The organism is Devosia riboflavina (genome assembly GCF_000743575.1).
Lineage (GTDB): Bacteria > Pseudomonadota > Alphaproteobacteria > Rhizobiales > Devosiaceae > Devosia > Devosia riboflavina.
The window spans coordinates 1-18,223 of sequence record NZ_JQGC01000026.1; the positions used below are offsets into that span (position 1 = coordinate 1).

General features: G+C 57.3%; 12 protein-coding genes. 9 read left to right on the top strand and 3 right to left on the bottom strand.

Annotation, left to right across the window (positions count from 1 at the left end):
• Positions 1-287 precede the first annotated feature (287 nt).
• From JP75_RS25530 to JP75_RS20235, 3 genes are all read right to left on the bottom strand, one after another.
• Complete coding sequence (locus tag JP75_RS25530) at positions 288-668, bottom strand: DMT family transporter (RefSeq protein WP_051960996.1); 381 nt, start codon at positions 666-668, stop codon at positions 288-290.
• Positions 669-693: 25 nt separating this feature from the next.
• Positions 694-1,833 carry a dTDP-4-amino-4,6-dideoxygalactose transaminase gene (gene rffA / locus JP75_RS20230; protein WP_035086404.1) on the bottom strand — a complete coding sequence of 380 codons (1,140 nt, stop codon included), beginning with the start codon at positions 1,831-1,833 and terminating at the stop codon, positions 694-696.
• Between the two features lie 130 nt (positions 1,834-1,963).
• A complete protein-coding gene (locus tag JP75_RS20235) occupies positions 1,964-3,247 on the bottom strand; it encodes an O-antigen ligase family protein (RefSeq protein WP_035086406.1) in 1,284 nt (427 codons plus the stop codon).
• Positions 3,248-3,591: 344 nt separating this feature from the next.
• On the opposite strand from JP75_RS20235, the gene JP75_RS20240 reads away from it, so the two are divergent.
• The 9 genes from JP75_RS20240 (at position 3,592) to JP75_RS20280 (ending at position 18,141) form a co-directional block, all read left to right on the top strand.
• Entirely contained in the window at positions 3,592-4,836 is a 1,245-nt protein-coding gene (locus tag JP75_RS20240; protein ID WP_035086409.1) for a lipopolysaccharide biosynthesis protein, read from the top strand.
• Entirely contained in the window at positions 4,826-6,583 is a 1,758-nt protein-coding gene (locus tag JP75_RS26005; RefSeq protein ID WP_035086411.1) for a glycosyltransferase, read from the top strand. Before JP75_RS20240 ends, JP75_RS26005 begins: the two co-directional genes overlap by 11 nt.
• Positions 6,584-6,587: 4 nt before the next feature.
• Entirely contained in the window at positions 6,588-8,201 is a 1,614-nt protein-coding gene (locus JP75_RS20250) for a heparinase II/III family protein (protein WP_244446369.1), read from the top strand.
• Positions 8,202-8,208: 7 nt separating this feature from the next.
• Entirely contained in the window at positions 8,209-9,405 is a 1,197-nt protein-coding gene (locus JP75_RS20255) for a glycosyltransferase family 4 protein (RefSeq protein WP_035086416.1), read from the top strand.
• 104 nt (positions 9,406-9,509) lie between these two features.
• Positions 9,510-10,679: a non-hydrolyzing UDP-N-acetylglucosamine 2-epimerase gene (wecB, locus tag JP75_RS20260; RefSeq protein WP_341872292.1), complete on the top strand. Its 1,170-nt coding sequence runs from the start codon at positions 9,510-9,512 to the stop codon at positions 10,677-10,679.
• Positions 10,680-11,936 (top strand): UDP-N-acetyl-D-mannosamine dehydrogenase, encoded by a 1,257-nt coding sequence (gene wecC, locus JP75_RS20265; RefSeq protein ID WP_035086419.1) that lies wholly within the window; start codon positions 10,680-10,682, stop codon positions 11,934-11,936.
• Positions 11,933-14,059 carry a bi-domain-containing oxidoreductase gene (locus JP75_RS20270; protein WP_035086524.1) on the top strand — a complete coding sequence of 709 codons (2,127 nt, stop codon included), beginning with the start codon at positions 11,933-11,935 and terminating at the stop codon, positions 14,057-14,059. Before wecC ends, JP75_RS20270 begins: the two co-directional genes overlap by 4 nt.
• Positions 14,060-14,111: 52 nt before the next feature.
• Positions 14,112-16,133 (top strand): asparagine synthase (glutamine-hydrolyzing), encoded by a 2,022-nt coding sequence (gene asnB / locus JP75_RS20275; RefSeq protein WP_035086421.1) that lies wholly within the window; start codon positions 14,112-14,114, stop codon positions 16,131-16,133.
• A gap of 112 nt (positions 16,134-16,245) precedes the next feature.
• Complete coding sequence (locus JP75_RS20280) at positions 16,246-18,141, top strand: alginate lyase family protein (RefSeq protein ID WP_160194739.1); 1,896 nt, start codon at positions 16,246-16,248, stop codon at positions 18,139-18,141.
• The last annotated feature ends 82 nt before the right edge of the window (positions 18,142-18,223 follow it).

The window sequence follows — 18,223 nt, forward strand, 5'->3', positions numbered from 1 at the left end:
CTAATCCAAGACCCAAACTGCGCCAAATGATCTGACGACGGACAAATCCTCACGCCTCGCTAGGCGCGACCCTTCGTGAATTGCCGCAGGCCAAAAAGCAGCTGTCAGCCCTGCCATGGAATTAGGCCGTCAACGTGTGATCGCCAGAGCGCTTACGCACTTCCGGCACATCGCGACACGCTTCGACCGGGCGAGCATCCGCTTCCTCGGCTCACTACGACTCGCTACTGCGTTGCCGTGGGTGAGATGAATATCGATTCACCCAGACTGCTCCCGCTTACCTTGTTCTAGGTGCTGGCGATCAACACAACTCCGGCTACGATAGCTAGATTTCCAACGACCCCCTGCCAGGTGAGGGGTTCGTGCAGGATGAGCACCGTGCCGGCGAAGACTAGCGGATACGTGATAGCCGCCAGGGCATAGGCCTGACTGAGCGGTATGCGTGATACGCCTGCATACCAGCAGACGCTGGATACGACGAGCGCAAGCCCCCCGACAACAAGTTGCCAATCGCACAACAATTCAAACACATAGCGGAACAGACCATTAATATCCAACGGCATAGTGCCATGAGCTGTGAGGCGTGCCTTAATAGCTATTTGTGCGATCGTTAGCATAACAACAGCGGTCAGAACGGCTCCCATGCCAACAGCGCGCGTGTCCACCATCAGATTCTCCTGTAGTAGCCGTTAGTTAGGCAGTGAAATAACTGGCAACGGCTTCGACAACACGATCGCTTCCGTGACCCATGTCGAAATAGAGCGGAAGGCGGACGAGTCTCTCAGAAATGCGGTCGGTGACTGTCATCTCGCCGGCCGTGCGGCCATATTTCAGGCCCGCCGGACTCGAATGTAGAGGAACATAGTGGAAGGTCGCCGCTACTTCGTTTTGGCGCATGGCCGCAAGGAAATCATCGCGGTTTACTTCATCGCCAAGAATGATGGAGTAAAGATGCCCATTGTGCCGGGCGTAGTCAGGAACTTGTGGCCGCACAAAATGACCAGCCGCTTCCAAGCCGGCCAACGCCACATGATAATGATTCCAAGTGGCAAGGCGATTAGTATTGATGCGGTCGACATCTTGCAATTGCGTCAGCAAGTAGGCCGCAAGGATGTCACTAGGCAGGTACGACGAGCCAACATCAACCCACGTATATTTGTCGACCTGTCCGCGCAGAAAGCGGCTACGATCCGTACCCTTCTCGCGGATGATTTCGGCGCGCTCGGCGAGATCGGGATTCGACAGCACAAGTGCGCCCCCCTCGCCCGAATTGAGGTTTTTGGTTTCGTGGAAAGAAAAAGCAGCCATATCGGCGAGCGTCCCGGCAGGACGCCCCTTGTATGTCGACCCAAGCGCCTGCGCCGCATCTTCCACGACCTTGAGGCCATAGGCACGCGCAATGGCATTGATTGCGTCCATATCGCATGGCACGCCGGCATAGTGCACAACAAAGATCGCTCTAGTACGAGTAGTGATCGCTGCGGCAATCGCCACGGGATCGATATTGAAACTACGCCGATCGACGTCCACGAAGACTGGCACCGCGCCGCGCAGAACAACTGCGTTGGCAGTGGAGACAAACGTAAAAGAGGGCATTATCACCTCATCGCCCGTCTGCAGATTGCAGAGCAACGCGGCCATTTCGAGTGCCGCCGTGCAGGAATGGGTCAACAGAGCCTTAGCGGCACCTAGACGGGTCTCCAACCATTCATTGCACAGCTTGGTGAAGCGACCATCGCCCGCCACCTTGCCGGAGTTTATCGCGACCAAAACATTGTCAAATTCGCCACCAAGCAAAGTTGGACGGTTGAACGGAACTGCATTTTTTGACAAGGCCAACAACTCCGGAAAACTCCGCACTCTCGCTTACGAAATTGAGCGCGGTTTGTTCGAGATACGCCAAATGCCGTACACTAACAACTCACACATCAGCCGCAGCCATGGCTCTATTTCGCTCCGCGCACTATGCCTCTCTGGTCTCGCCATGCAAGGCGAGAGCCACAAATGCGCCGACGAAAAACCCCCCTATTGATGTCGCATAGAGATACGCAATATCGTATTCTCGCAAGCCTAGGGCTGTTATCGCCAAAAGGCCCGCTACGCCAACCAGCCTCTCGTCGGACCACCTGACTGCGACCCCCCGAAGACCGAACAATATCCCCACGGCAAACAACGCGGCCATCGCGGCAACAGCAACAAAGCCACCATTTGCCCAGGTGTCGAGAAACAGATTGTGGGTACCTTTCACGGGGTCTCCAAAAACGACCTCACCGTAGTTTCCCACACCGTAGCCAAATACAATTGTGTCGCCGCCCTGCTCTCCAAGCGACGCAGCTTGATCCACACGCGACGTCACGGTTTCGAGGTTTGCCCAGTACTCTCTAAAGAAGCCGTCAGAGACGCTAGCTAGCGGGGGTAAAAAAAGCAGCGTTGCTAGGGAGAGATAGCTCGCCGCTGCGCCCAGGTCCCGCCTAAAGCGCAACGCTGCTGCAATACAGAAGCCAAGTGCCAGAAGAAAGAGCACCGAGAAAGCGCCGCGCGAAAACGTTATGATTAAGACCACAATCAAAAGGGCCTGAGTTACCCAGTACAAATGTTTCGAAATAAATCCGCGAATATTCGCCAGGTGCAAAAGCACCATGAGCACCAAGGCATAGTTCGAGACTTTGTTTACATTGCCTGCCACATCGAAGAACAGGGCCGTCCTGGACAGAGAATCGCCCGGCGCCCTCAGAGCCAGAATGCGCTCCGGCAACCTACTGGAGTACACCTCCGTAGTGACAAAAAACAGCGCGTATGACGTTAACAAAAGGATCAACCAAGCCAATACGCCCCAAGGAATGACCCGAAACGCAATCCTCTGCCACCTGGTACTTCTAAACAGGACGAAAGCCAGAACTATCGAACCGAACCCAAAGTAGAGGTATCGGAATGTCAAATTCATATCCGAGTGCTTAAGCAGGGAAGATCCTGCTGTGAAGGCGGCACAGAGCAGAATCAAAGAAATCACTAGTCTGTCTTCCAGACGCCAGCAGGGGTTCTCACGCCCTGTCCACCAGGCGACCGTCAGAGACACAACAATCAAGGTCAGCGGGTGGAATAGAATATAGGGGTCACCAATGTGCCTAGCCAGTACACCATGAGCAGCTTGGGTGATCGGCAGTTCCAGTGGCAGCAGGCACATACCCGCAGCTACGCCAAAGCACGCCCATGGGGCCAATCTTTCTCGAAACACTCTTGCCGCCATGCGGGCTCCTCTAAATGCGCCCTGGGGCACCGTAACGTAACCTAGGACAGCTATCGCCAAGCCTCGTTCAAATCTTGGCCAACCTGGCAAAAATGCTCAGCGCAGCCGCGCGAGCCGGCATACGCAAGGTGATTTAGTTCAACACTAGCGCTTGGAAGGCCCTAGCATAGGGTCTTCACCTCGGCCAATGGGCGCGTCTGTTGGCATACAAATTCGCGGTGCCCTACCGCATCGTATAGTGTACAAGGCCAGCCGGCGTGGCTTGCGAGATAGCGTGTCCGCCATTGCATATGGCCAGCCGCGCGGCGTTCTACCCAATTTAATGGAACGCATCGCCGGAAATATTGAAGGCACCGGCACTGCTAAAAGATGTAGCCATAACCGCCGCGACCCGCATCTTGCTTATGGCTGCCGGCCTAGTCTCCAGCGTTGTTGTCGTTCGGCTTTTGGGGACGGAGGGCCGGGGCACATTTTTCTATTGGTCGACACTCGCCGGCTTCGCCGTTCAGTTGGGCAATCTGGGCCTTCCGTCGTCCAATACCTTCCTGCTGGCGCGCAATCATTCGTTGCTCGGCAGACTTACGGCCAACGCACTGCTCTGTTCCGTTCTGGTGGGCGTCACGACGGCGCTGGTTCTTGTCGCAAGTCCGGCGGCGCAGTCTCCCGGTGGGTTGGTATCTGCCATCTCGACGGGTGTCCTAGCATCAGGCTCCCTACTTTATCTCCTGGCGGTCAATCTGCTGGTGGCTCTGAAACGCTATGCCGAATTCAACCTTTTCGAGGTCCTCAATCGCTATCTGACTGTTCTCGCGGTGGCGGCAGCTGCGTTCGTTCTTGGCAGCCCGGAAGCGGCACTTGCTGGCGCAGCGTTGGCATCGTTGGCCATCAGTGCACCTCTGCTCCTAAGGCTGCTTGCCCTCTCCGGCGATAAACCTCGCTTGGATTGGCAATTATTCGTCGGCGGCATAGGCTTTGCCTTGCGGGCATACTTCGTCACACTCATCGGATTTGCCGTGTTGCGCTACAATGCGATCTATCTCGAATGGATCGCCGGCATTGCCGTGGTCGGAGAGTGGTCGATTGCCGTGCAAGTCCTCGATACAATCGGAATCCTGCCGACAGCCGTCGCAGTGGTGCTGTTTCCCGCCATTCTCACATCGAAGGCCCCTTATGAGCAGATGCGGAAGAATCTCGCATTGGTCGCAGTAGCTATGCTGGTCATCTGCGCGGGCGCGGCAGCATTTGGGCGCCCTTTCATTGAACTGCTGTACGGCGCAGCGCATGGCGATGCCTATAAGATGTTGCTCTATGGTCTACCGAGCGGCTTTGCCATAGGTCTATTGTCCGTCGTCTCGCAATTTTTGGCCGCTATTGGATTCCCTCTTCTTCTTATCGCCATCTGGATTTTTGGCCTGCTTGTTGAAGTGGCCTTGTCCGCTTATCTAGTGCCGGTCCACGCTGGAATAGGTGCAATGGTCGCTCTCTCAGTGGCACATTCGACAATATTTCTGCTCGCATGGGCGCTTGCGCACAGGCTTCGGCATGCCGGGGCTTCGTCTCCAACCAATGACAAGAAAAATGCAACCTGAAGTCCTGTCGCTCTCTGCTTATCCGCTGTCACAACGTTTCCAGGATTCCCTGGCTGTGGTCATTGGACAGCCCTATCAGCGGGCAACGCTCGGAGACCTTCGCGAACTCAAGCCTGCGACCCTGATCTTAACACTCTGGCGGATGCGACCAGATCGCCTGATCTTGCCACTTGAGGACGAGAACAGTACTGCCCTCTTGCCCATCGTCCGTCTAATTGCGGGTTTCACCAGGGCGCACCGTATCGAAATCGTGGGGCCGGACCTTCGTGTCGTTCAAGTCTCCCGACTTGGAACACTGATCGACGTGGCTCGTTTCGTTGGCGCCAGCATAAGCTCGGCAGTCCGGGCGACCCTGTCAGCGGCAGAATTGAGGTCCCTACTAAAAAAGCCGCGCATCGCGGTCGCCGCCGATGACAGCTTACGGCGCGTGCTTTATCTCAAAACCAATCTATGGATGGGCATCAAAGCCGGTGGGTCGATTGGACACATCGCGGGTGTGATCAACGGGCTGCACCAGGCCGGCTATGGCGTAACCTTCGCGTCGGCCGAGCCTCCTGTCATGGTCGATCCAGCAGTCAAGCTGCTGCATGTAGCGCCCCCCGCAACGTTCGGCATGCCCTACGGCCTCAACAATTATCGGTTCCAGGCAAGTTTTGCGCGAGCGGCCAGCCAGGTGCTTCGAACAACGCCCTTCGGTATCATATATCAGCGTCTTTCCGCGGCCAACTATCTCGGTGTTGTGTTGTCCCGCCGGTTCAAACTGCCGCTAGTGGTGGAATACAATGGTTCAGAAACCTGGATAGCGCGCAATTGGGGGCGTGCCATGAGCTTTAATGGACTAGCAACCATGGCCGAAGAGGCCATGCTGGCACATGCCCATCTCGTCGTAACAATATCGGACGTCCTGCGAGATGAGTTGATCGCACGTGGTGTGGCGCCCGATCGTATCGTCACATACCCCAACTGCATCGACCCAGAAGTGTTCGATCCCGAGCGTTTCTCGCCAACCGAGCGCAATGCACTTCGCGCCCGCTACGGCATTACTCCCGACTCCCAGGTCGCGGCCTTCATTGGCACGTTCGGGCAGTGGCACGGCGCCGAGGTGCTCGCTCAAGCTATCGCGAAGCTCGCCCTAGAGCAGCGCGACTGGGTGGCGAAGCACAAGTGCCACTTTATGCTGATCGGCGATGGACCTAAGATGAAGGACGTCCAACTTAGGATAGAGCAAGCGGGTGCCAGTGATATCTGCACCATAACCGGCCTTGTGCCACAAGCGGAAGCTCCCCTTCACCTTGCATCCGCCGACTATCTCATCTCACCACATGTGGCGAATGCCGACGGCAGCAAGTTCTTCGGATCACCGACGAAGCTGTTTGAATACATGGCTATGGCAAAGGGCATCTATGGGTCGCGCCTTGACCAAATCGAGCATGTTCTTTCTCCGAGCCTTGATGTCTTGGCTGTCTCACCAGATCTTCCGGGCCCCTCGTCCGACGACGATTCAACGGCCATTCTCGGGCAACCTGGCGACGTTGATGCCCTAGTAGAAGGCATCAAATTTTTAGTCGAGCGCCCGGACTGGGCCCGGCATCTGGCGCGGAACGCACGCGCCAAGGCACTCTCGCAGTATACTTGGGCGCATCACGTCGGCGCGATTTTGGATGCATTTGGATCGTTGCCGGCCAACGAGTCGACCACACGACCAGATGCGCGAACGCCAGCAAGCCAGGGGCGTAGGCTTGGCTAGCGCGTTGACCTATTGGCACACAATCCGATATCTCAAGCCTGTCCAGTTCTGGTCACGCGCCTTGTTTCGGGTCGGCCGACCGCAATCCCGTCTGGTTGGCGCCGACGCTGCACCTTTGCCCCGCAACTGGCAGAATCCGGTCGCAAAGCCCGTTACAATGACGGGGCCGACGCGGTTTCAGTTTCTAAACGTCTCCCAGGACCTGAACACTGTCGGCTGGGATGATCCAGAGGTCGAAAAGCTCTGGCGCTACAACTTGCACTATTTCGATGATCTAGGCGTTCAGGGCTCGCCCGAGCGGCACCAATGGCACGAGGAAATTATCCTGCGCTGGATGGCCGAGAACCCGGCCGCCGCGGGTACTGGCTGGGAGCCTTACCCGGTGTCACTGCGTATCGTGAACTGGATCAAGTGGCTGCTGGCTGGCAACCTGCCACCTCCAGGCATGATCGGCAGCCTAGCCAGCCAAGCGGACTGGCTCACAAGGCGTCTCGAATATCACCTTCTGGGAAACCACCTGTTTGCCAACGGAAAGGCGCTAGTATTTGCCGGCCTTTTTCTGTCGGGACCTGACGCAGAACGCTGGCTCGCCATCGGAACAGGGATCCTGCGCTCACAGTTGAAGGAGCAGATTTTAGAGGATGGTGGACATTTCGAGTTGTCACCTATGTATCACGCCATTGCCCTGGATGATGTACTCGATCTGCTCAACATCATGACGGCCTATGGGCACGATGCGGCAGCTCTTGGCCTGCCAATCTCCAAAGAACTCGTCGTTCGCATGCTCGAATGGCTGGCTGCGATGACCCACCCCGATGGTGAGATTTCCCTTTTTAACGACGCCGCATTCGGCATCGCGCCCAGACTTGGCGACCTCTCTGCCTATGCAGCGCGCCTCGACATCCCCATTCCTACCCGCCCCAGGGATGGACTGACGCATCTTGCGGCGTCAGGCTATATAAGGCTGCAAGCAAATGACGCTGTTTGCATCATTGACGTTGCAGCCATTGGTCCGGACTATCTGCCGGGCCACGCACATGCCGACACTCTTTCCTTTGAATTGTCAGTCCACGGGAAAAGGCTAGTCGTCAACAGCGGCACGTCCCTCTACGGCAACGGACCAGAACGCCTGCGCCAGCGCGGCACCGCTGCACACAACACCGTCCTCATAGACGGAGAAAACTCTTCCGAAGTGTGGAGTGGCTTCCGAGTTGCCCGACGTGCAAGACCACTGGGTCCATCCGTCAGCCGGGCTGGGGACAAATGGACCATATCCTGTGCGCATGACGGTTATCGGAGATTATCGCGGCCCGTGACCCACACACGGCAATGGACATTTGACGACAGAACGCTGTCCGTCGTGGACAGCTTCGGCGACGCTAAAGCTACGGCAGAAGCGCGTTTTCACTTCTCCCCTGAGGTTACCATCACTGCGATTACTGACCGGCAATTTGTTGCCGACCTGCCCGAAAGCACCGTGAAGATCGATATCAGGCAGGGTGAACAAGCACATCTTGAAACGGCCTCCTGGCATCCCCGGTTCGGTGACTCGGTGGCAAACCAGCGTCTCTCCGTTCATTCGTTCGGCGCGCCCATCGGGATTAAGATAGAGTGGTAGTAAGCGCTTGAAGATCCTCCTCCTCAGCTTCTATCATCCGCCTGACCTGTCAGCTGGCTCATTTCGTGTTGCAGCGCTCATCAAAGCGCTGAACGAGCGACTGCCGGCAGAGGCTGAGCTCGATGTCATCACAACGCAGCCTAACAGGTATGCAAGCTTTTCACTCAACGCCCCAACCGTTGAACGGATAGGGCGCGTCACTTTTCATCGCGTAACGCTCCCGCCGCATCGCAGTGGCATCATCGACCAGTCTCGCGCCTTTGCGGCCTATCTGCGCGGGGTGTGGACGATTACTCGCCGCAAGCAATATGACCTCGTGGCAGCGACCTCATCGCGGTTGATGACCGCGGCGCTGGCGGCAGGACTGTCGGCCACCAAACGCGCGCCCCTTTATCTCGACCTTCGCGATATCTTTGTCGATACAATAAATGACCTGTTCCCCGGCTGGATTGCTGGGCTCAGCGTTGGTCCATTCTCGATCGTGGAGCGGCTAACGATTGGCCGTGCCACCGTAGTCAATCTGGTGTCTGGCGGATTTGAGCCCTACTTTGCCAGGCGTTACCCAAGAAAGCGCTTTACCTTCCACACCAATGGCATCGATGAAGAGTTCTTGGGCCTGCCCGCGGGCCGTCCATCGGATCGTGAAGGGCGGCCGTTGACCGTCCTTTACGCTGGCAATATTGGAGAGGGTCAAGGACTGCACCTAATCCTGCCGGGCCTCGCGCTACGGCTTGCTGCAAAAGTACAATTCCGGATTCTGGGCGACGGCGGGCGACACGACATACTTCAATACGAACTTGCCAAGCAGAATGTCACAAATGTCGAAGTGCTCCCACCGGTACCGAGACGTACGTTGCTCGATGAATATGCGCGCGCCGACGTGCTGTTCCTTCATCTGAACGATGTAGAGGCCTTCAAAAAGGTGTTGCCATCCAAGCTCTTCGAATACGCTGCAACTGGAAAGCCAATCTGGGCCGGGATGCAGGGCTACTCGGCCGATTTTGCTTCCGAGTACATCAGTAATGTTGCACTGTTTGCTCCCTGCGATGCAGAGGGCGCTCTCCGTTCGTTCAAAACGCTCGACTTGACACCGATCGCCCGTACCGAATTCATAAAGAAGTTCGATCGCCGGGCAATCATGGCATCGATGGCAGATGACATTGTTGGCATCATTGAGAATGAGGACGCTGAGCTGGCATTTTAGCGAGATCAAGCTCTGGAGTTCTTCCACTGCCCAACCGATGGGCCGATCATAATTTTCCATGGCTGCGACAACGGATCGCGCATTCGATTTTTCTTGCAGCTCAGGTGAACACCGGCTACCTGCCAACCCTCACGGACGTTAACGATTGTAGGCTGGCCTTGAGAAAAATCCTCGTGATCTTTGGCACGCGACCTGAAGCGATCAAGATGGCGCCAGTTGTCGCCGAGCTGCGCAAGAGCGGAAGCCTTGAGGTCAAGGTATGCGTGACCGCTCAACACCGGCAAATGCTCGACCAGGTGCTGAACCTCTTTGCTATCGTGCCTGACTTCGATCTCGATGTCATGCGCCCGAACCAGACGCTGGATCAACTGACGGCGCGCGTGCTCATCGGGGTGGGCGGGGTTCTCGATACATACAAGCCCGATATCGTCCTCGTCCATGGCGATACGACCACAACCCTGGCCGCGTCTCTCGCTGCATTTTACCGAAGAATTACGCTTGGGCATGTCGAAGCTGGATTGCGCTCTGGCTCGTTATACTCGCCCTGGCCGGAAGAGATGAACCGGCGCGTTACCACGCTTGCAACGAGCTACCATTTCGCCCCGACGGCTAAATCTCGTGAAAATTTACTCGCCGAAGGTATCGCGGCGGAATTGGTCCACGTTACGGGGAACACCGTGATCGACGCGTTGCTGGCCACGCGGGAAAACCTTGCCGGCCAGACCGAAAAGCTGGAAGAGATGTTCGCCAGATTCCCGTTCCTTAACAGCGGTCGGCGAACGGTACTGGTTACTGGGCACAGACGTGAGAACTTTGGCGCCGGTTTTGAGAGTATCTGCGCAGCACTTGCACGTATCGTTCACGAACATGATGTGCAAATCGTTTACCCAGTCCATCCCAACCCCAATGTGCGGCAGCCGGTGGAGCGCCTCCTTGGCGGCGAAAAGCGGATCTTTCTTATCGATCCGCAAGATTACGAACCCTTCGTCTTCCTGATGGAGCATGCCAATTTGATCATCACCGATTCTGGCGGCGTCCAGGAGGAAGCGCCGTCGCTAGGCAAGCCGGTGCTGGTGATGCGCGATACGACCGAAAGACCCGAAGCCGTCTCTGCAGGAACCGTCATTCTGGTCGGCACCGATGCCGAAAAAATCTATGGTGAGACGACCCGCCTGCTAACCGACAAAAGCCACTACGAGACTATGGCACAGGCCATCAATCCTTACGGAGATGGACTTGCCGCAACGCGCATACGCGCGGTCCTGGAGAACTAAATGCCCAACACCTTCGAAACGGTCTGTGTATTGGGGTTGGGCTATATTGGCCTGCCCACCGCCTCTGTCATTGCTGCCAACGGCGTGAAAGTTCTCGGCGTGGATGTGCAACAGCGGGTCGTGGATACGATCAATCGCGGCGAAATCCATATCGTCGAGCCAGACCTCGATGCAGTGACCGCAAGGGCTGTGCAGAAGGGCCTGCTTACCGCGGCGCTCGAACCAGGTGAAGCCGACGCTTTCGTCATTGCCGTACCCACGCCGTTCCATGACGACAAGGCTGATCTGGCCTATGTGTTTGCGGCGGGCGCTTCAATCGCGCCACGACTGCGCAAAGGCAATCTAATCGTCCTTGAATCAACATCTCCGCCCGGCACGACTGAGAAGCTTATCGAACAGATTGCTGCACTTCGGCCAGACCTGCGCTTCCCCATAGCAACGTCCAGCGATGCAGACGTCTTTGTTGCCTACTGTCCGGAACGCGTTCTGCCAGGCAAGGTGCTGACGGAGTTGGTTGAAAATGACCGCGTCATCGGCGGCATCACTAGGGTATGTTCCGAGAAGGCGGTCGCCCTGTATCGTATCTTCTGCAAGGGCGAACTGCTGATCACCAATTCGCGCACGGCCGAACTTTGCAAGCTGACAGAGAATGCCTTTCGCGACGTCAATATTGCCTTTGCCAACGAGCTGTCGGCCGTCTGCGAAGAACTGGACATCAATGTTTGGGAACTGATCAAGCTCGCCAACCACCATCCGCGCGTGAACATCCTGCAGCCTGGCCCCGGCGTCGGGGGCCACTGCATCGCCGTTGATCCCTGGTTCATCGTCGAGGCCGCTCCGAATGTCGCGCGCCTCATTCGAACCGCGCGCGAAGTCAATGACAGCAAACCAATGCGTGTGATCGACAAGATCAAGCTGGCCATCGGTGGGCACAAGGGCGGGCGTCCTCGCATCGCTCTGCTCGGCCTGGCCTTCAAGCCGAACGTGGATGACTTGCGCGAAAGCCCTGCGCTGCAGATTGCGGAGATTCTGGCCGATCTCGGAAATTCCGACATTGACGTGTCGGAGCCACATATCGATGCGCTGCCAAAAGCGCTTGCCGGTCACGCGCATGTCCAGCTCGTGGACGATGCGGGCGTTGCGATCGGCAATGCCGATATCGTGGTGATGTTGGTCAATCATCGCGGCTACTACGACATTGCGCCCTCTGACCTAGAGGGCAAGACGATCATTGATACACGGGGTGTGTGGGCGTGAAGCAGCTACTGGTGCGGTCTGGCAAGGTTTTTGTTCAAGATGTCCCGGCCCCGACGGTTGGCCCGCGCAACGTCCTTGTTCGGGTTGAGCGCTCCTGCGTTTCCGTCGGCACTGAGATGGCGGGAATCAAGATGTCCGCCCTGCCACTGTACCGGCGCGCTATTAAACAGCCGCACCATGTTAAGAAGGCGATCCAGATGATGCGCGATCAAGGCGTCGCGCGGGTCTACCGGCAGATCAAGGGCCGCCTCGATGCCGGGCTGCCGACCGGCTACTCGGCCTCGGGCGTCGTGGTTGAGATAGGCTCCGAGGTCGATGGCATTTCGGTCGGCGACCGGGTTGCTTGTGCGGGCGCAGGCATTGCAAACCACGCAGAACTCATCGACGTTCCTGTGAACCTGACCGTGCCGGTTCCTGACGATCTCAGCATGGATGCCGCTGCCACGGTCACGTTGGGCGCCATCGCCATGCAGGGCGTCCGACGTACCAATCCCACCCTTGGCGAAACCGTCGTCGTCGTCGGACTAGGAATTCTTGGCCAGATTACCGCCCAATTACTCGCAGCCCATGGTTGTCGTGTCATCGGCACCGATGTGGACGGAGAGCGCCTTGAAGTAGCACGCCAGAACGGGCTCGATATCGGGCTCAATGCCGGCGATGGCGATTTTGTACAACGCGTAACTAAGCTGACCGATGGCTATGGCGCCGATGCTGTAGTGATTACCGCGGCCTCGCCTTCAAGTGAGATACTGGCCCAGGCCTTTCAGGCGTGCCGCCGCAAGGCGCGCGTCGTAGTGGTCGGCGATGTCGGGCTCAACATTGCCCGGAACGATATCTATGCCAAGGAACTCGATTTTCTGATTTCCACCTCCTATGGGCCAGGTCGCTACGACCCCGTTTACGAGGAAGAGGGGCAGGATTACCCGCGCGCCTATGTGCGCTGGACCGAAAACAGGAACATGTCTGAGTACCTGCGGCTGCTGGCAACCGGCCGCGTTTCGCTCGCCAACATGATCCAGGAGCCGTTCGATATCGACGAGGCGGAAGCCGCCTACTCCAAGCTCGCCGCGCCAGGCGTCAAGCCGTTGCTGGTCCTGCTCAAATATGCAGATCGCGCCGAAGCCAAGACGACGACACTCAAGCTACAGAGGCCCGCCGCGATCGACGGCCGCATCCGCTTGGCTCTCGTGGGCGCAGGCGGTTTTGCCCAAGGCATGCATCTACCCAATATCGAGAGGCTAAAGAGCTCCTATGAACTGCGCACCGTTGTGAGCCGCACAGGCCTGTCGGCGCGCACGGCCGCAGAGCGTTTCGGTGCAGCCAATGCTTCGACCAATTACGCAGAGGTCCTAGCAGATCCGGAGATCGATCTGGTCCTGATCGCCACGCGACACGACCTGCACGCTGGCATGGTTTTAGAAGCTCTCAAGGCGGGTAAGAACGTCTTCGTTGAGAAGCCGCTGTCATTGACCGAGGACGAACTGGCCGAGATTGAGGCGTTCTACGCGGAAGTCAAGGACGGGCCCCTGCTGATGACCGGCTTCAACCGGCGGTTCTCGCCGGCGATCGCCGAGGCCCGCAGGCTTCTGGCCAACCGTACTTCTCCCGTTATCGTCAACTATCGCATGAATGCAGGCTATATCCCTGCGGATCACTGGGTGCATGGCCCGCAAGGTGGCGGCCGCAATATCGGCGAAGCGTGCCACATCTACGACCTGTTCAACTCCTTGACTGGGAGTCTGCCGACCGAAGTCCATGCGGTATCGATTTCTCCGTCATCCGCCTATTGGCGGCGCGACGACAATTTCGTAGCGACGATCCGCTACGATGACGGCTCAGTCTGCACGCTCACTTACACGGCCATGGGAGCCAAGGACTACCCCAAGGAGCGCGCCGAAATCTTCGTCGACGGCAAGGTCATCGCACTGGATGACTACAAGTCGCTCAGCGTCACGGGCGGTGCGGGTGGATGGAAGGGCACTGTCATCGAGAAGGGCCAGTTCGAAGAACTGCAAGCGCTTGCACAGGCTTTCAAGACGGACGGGCAGTGGCCGATCTCCATGGATGAGCAGTTGGCGGCCACTCGCGTCAGCTTCGAAGTTCAGCGTCAACTGGCGCTGTAGCCCACGTTCCGGCACGTCCGGGGTTTAATCGCTTTCAAGAGGCCAAGGTCATATGTGCGGAATAGTTGGGATTTTTGCCTATGGGCAAGACGGTCTCGTAACACCAGGCCTGATTGAGTCGATGCGCGACTGCATGACCCATCGGGGGCCGGATGGCGGCGAGCTGTGGATATCCGAGCGCGCGCACATTGGCTTTGGGCATCGGCGGCTGTCGGTTATCGATCTTTCCACTGCCGCTAACCAGCCGATGCCGAACGAAGATGGAAGTGTTTGGATCACCTTCAATGGCGAGATTTACAATCATGCCCCGCTACGCGTCCTGCTCGATCAGGCTGGACACAGATTCCGTACCGACCATTCCGACACAGAAGTCCTTGTCCACGGCTTCGAGGAATGGGGCATAGACGGGCTGCTCGACCGGATTTCAGGCGACTATGCCTTTGGGCTTTACGACAACCGTGACGATTCGCTTTTGGTCGTTCGTGACAGCATTGGCGTCAAGCCGATCTATTTCGGCGTCTTCAACGGCCAGTTTTGCTTCGCATCCGAGATCAAGGCGCTGCTTGCTCATCCTCATGCCGAGCGGGATATCGATCCGTTCGCCATGGTCCACTATTTGAGTTTTCTGACGACGCCAGCACCGATGACCATGTTCAAGGGCATCTATAAAGTGCCTGCCGGCTGCTATCTCAAAGTATCCTCAACTGGCCAGATCAGCATGCACCGGCACTATGATGCCGCGCCGGGCAAGGGCATCCGTCCCGAGGAGACCGCCGGCCTCAGCGAGAAGGCACTGGAGGACTTCTATGTCAACGGCATCCGCACGCGGCTGCGTGGTGCTGTAGAGCGCCGGATGATGTCGGACGTGCCTTTCGGTGTATTCCTGTCGGGTGGCATTGATTCCTCGACGAATGTTGCGTTGATGAGCGAATATACCGACCTACCACTCAATACCTTCACCATCGGCTTCAAGGATCACCAGCACCTCAACGAGCTAGAATATGCCAATATCGCGGCCAAGCGCTTCAACACCAAGCACCATCAGGTGCTGATCGATGAAGCTGACATGATTGGCTATCTCGAGAACCTCATCCACCACCAGGATGAACCGCTCGCCGATTGGGTCTGCATTCCGCTCTATTTCGTTTCCAAGCTTGCTCGAGATAACGGCATGACCGTGGTGCAGGTCGGCGAAGGCTCGGACGAGCAGTTTTCCGGCTATGCCAGCTATATGGGCTATCAGCGACTCTATCGAAAATACTGGCAGCCCTTCCGCCAGCTGCCCAAAGGCCTCCAGCGCATGGCCGCCGGGATGGCAGTTGGCGCATCGGCAATCCGCCCGCAATGGGAGACCTACGCGGACATCATCGATCGCGCGGCGCGCGATCGGGAGCATTTCTGGACCGGAGCCATGGTGTTCTGGAATACGGCCAAGGACCGGCTGGTTCGCTATGAAGCTCTGGGGTCGCCCGATCATCACAAGACCATGGTAGAAGCTGGAGTGCTGGATCCTAAGTATCTCGTTCCCGACAGCTTCAATGTGATCAACTCGTTCTTTGCACCTTTTGATGCCAAGTTTCCCGATAGCGAACCGCTTACGCGCATGATCCATTCCGAGTTTCGACTGCGTCTGCCCGAACTGCTCCTGATGCGAGTGGACAAAATCTCGATGTCAGTCTCTCTGGAAGCACGCGTGCCGTTCCTTGACCGTGACCTTGTCGATTTCAGCTTCGACATTCCGGAAGATTGGAAGACCAAGAACGGGGAGGCCAAGTACGTCCTCAAGAAGGCCGTCGAAGGCATGATCCCTGACGAACTCATCTATCGAAAAAAGATGGGCTTCGGCGCGCCAATGGCAGACTGGCTGCGCGGCGGCTTCGGGGAACGCGTGGAGCGCTCGATTCTAGGCTCGGGCCTTCTCAAGCGCGGACTTTTCAAGATCGACTACATTAACAGGCTGTTCGCAGACCACCGCTCGCTGCGGGCCGACGCTAGCTTGCCGATCTGGACGCTTTATAACCTCACTGCCTGGTACGACTACTGGATCGAGGGCAAACAGGCACGCGGGTATTAGGCAAGACATGGGACAGGGTCAGATCATGGGCCGCCTTAGGCGGCTCGCCACGAAATCTCCAGCCTATATTGTTCGCCGCCTAGCCCAGGAAGCGCGCATGGAGTCCGAGAGGGTGCTCGGTCCCGCCTTCGCCCGCTCAATAAGCGGCAAGAGGCTTGCGCGTTGGGGCGGTCATGACAATGTCGACGCTCTATGGCTCGATCTGGCAGCACGTCCCTACCCCGCCCATGTTCAGGGATTTGACCGCGCCGACTATGACAAGACCTTTCCCGGGAGCTCCGCCCAAATTTTGGCGGCTGCGGACCGGGCCATGGCCCATCAGATCGACTTGCTGGGCACGGGGCCGGTGCATCTGGGCGAGGATATAGACTGGCTCAAGGATTTCAAAACCGGTGACCGTTGGCCGGTCGCATTTTGCCGGTCTATTGACTATGTAAACAAGGGCCGTCCCAGTGATGTTAAGGTGCCCTGGGAGATATCGCGACTTCAATGGCTTTTGCCGGTAGGACAGGCCTATGTGCTGACTGGCGGCGACGAGCGCTATGCCCAGTCAGTCAGGGCGGTGATCGAGAGTTGGATCGCGGCCAATCCATATGGATATTCCGTCAACTGGTCCTGTACGATGGAGCCGGCACTTCGACTGCAAACCTGGACTTGGCTCTTCCATATATTCGCGAAATCCAAGGCTTGGGCTGATGTTGGTTTTCGAGACAGGTTCCTGTCGTCGCTCTACCTACATGGGGCCTTTACTGAAATTCACATCGAGCGCGCCAGCATAAATGGCAATCACCTGACGGCGGATGCTGCGGGCCTTGTCTTCGCCGGCTTGTTTTTCAGGGGCATTGGCAGTGCCGACAGATGGGCAGCGGAAGGCTGGCGCACCCTCAACGAGGAGATCGTCAAACAGGTCCATCCAGATGGCGTTGATTTCGAGGCTTCCGTTCCCTACCACCGCCTTGTCGCGGAATTGTTCGTCATGCCGGCTCGCTACAGAAAAGCCGGCGGCCTTGTCGTCGAAGCAACGTACCGCGACAGGCTTGAGGCAATGGGCCGCTTCGTAGCCGCCTACTCCCGCCCTGATGGCACCAGCCCCCATTGGGGCGATGCAGATGACGGTCGTGGCCTTCCGCTTGGCACCCAGTCGCTCGGCGACCACCGCTATCTCTGTGCGCTTATAGGCGACACGCTGGATGACACACTCCTGATCGACCTTGCCCCGCCGAAATCGGATGAAATTGCCTGGCACGGCGCGCGTCAAAGTTCTTCTGGCCAAATCCCGCTCACGTCACAATCGTTCCGCGACGGAGGCGTCTACATCCTCGCGGGCGGCAATAACCATGTGTTTGTTGACTGCGGCCCAGTCGGTTTGGCAGGACTCGGTGGGCATGGGCATAACGATGCCCTGTCTTTTGAAGCCTGGCTCGATGGCCAATTGCTCGTGGCCGATCCCGGCTCGTACGTTTACACGGCAGATTTCGACGCCCGTAACCGCTTTCGGTCGACCGCCAGCCACAATACACCGCAGGTGGACGGCGCGGAAATCAATCGGCTACATGCTTCGGACAATCTGTGGAACCTGCACGAGGACGCCAAGGCCGAGGCCGTGGATTTTTCGTTTGACGGCAACAGCGCAAAATTCGTCGGCCAACACTTCGGTTACACGCGCCTGGCTGATCCGGTGACCGTTCAGCGGACCCTTGCAATAGACTTTGCCAATGCACGCCTCTCTATTCTTGACGAAATCAAATGCGGCCAAGAGCATGAACTTTTGATCCCGTTATATCTGGCAGCCGGGGTTGAAGCTAAACAGTTTGATGATGGCTACGAGTTGACCACAGCTGGGAGACGCTTCGTGGTCAATGCAACGGGTGTCGGTTGGCAATCTTCTATACAGGATGCATTCTTGTCGCCGTCCTACGGCGTGACAGTTCCGTCCAAAAGGATAGTGTGGGCAAAACGAGCAATTGGCGTTGAGCAACTATCCTTAATTCTCTCACCGGTGCATTAAGACGTTGGCGGGGCGCGTAACCGCCGTCGTTACAGCAGCATTTCGCGAGTCGAACTACCAAGCGACGGATCTGAGACATCGC

Coding starts and splice junctions, on each gene's coding strand:
- JP75_RS20235 (WP_035086406.1), bottom strand. CDS start 3,247: ATGGCGGCAAGAGTGTTTCGAGAAAGATTGGCCCCATGGGCGTGCTTT.
- JP75_RS26005 (WP_035086411.1), top strand. CDS start 4,826: ATGCAACCTGAAGTCCTGTCGCTCTCTGCTTATCCGCTGTCACAACGT.
- wecC (WP_035086419.1), top strand. CDS start 10,680: ATGCCCAACACCTTCGAAACGGTCTGTGTATTGGGGTTGGGCTATATT.
- asnB (WP_035086421.1), top strand. CDS start 14,112: ATGTGCGGAATAGTTGGGATTTTTGCCTATGGGCAAGACGGTCTCGTA.
- JP75_RS25530 (WP_051960996.1), bottom strand. CDS start 668: ATGGTGGACACGCGCGCTGTTGGCATGGGAGCCGTTCTGACCGCTGTT.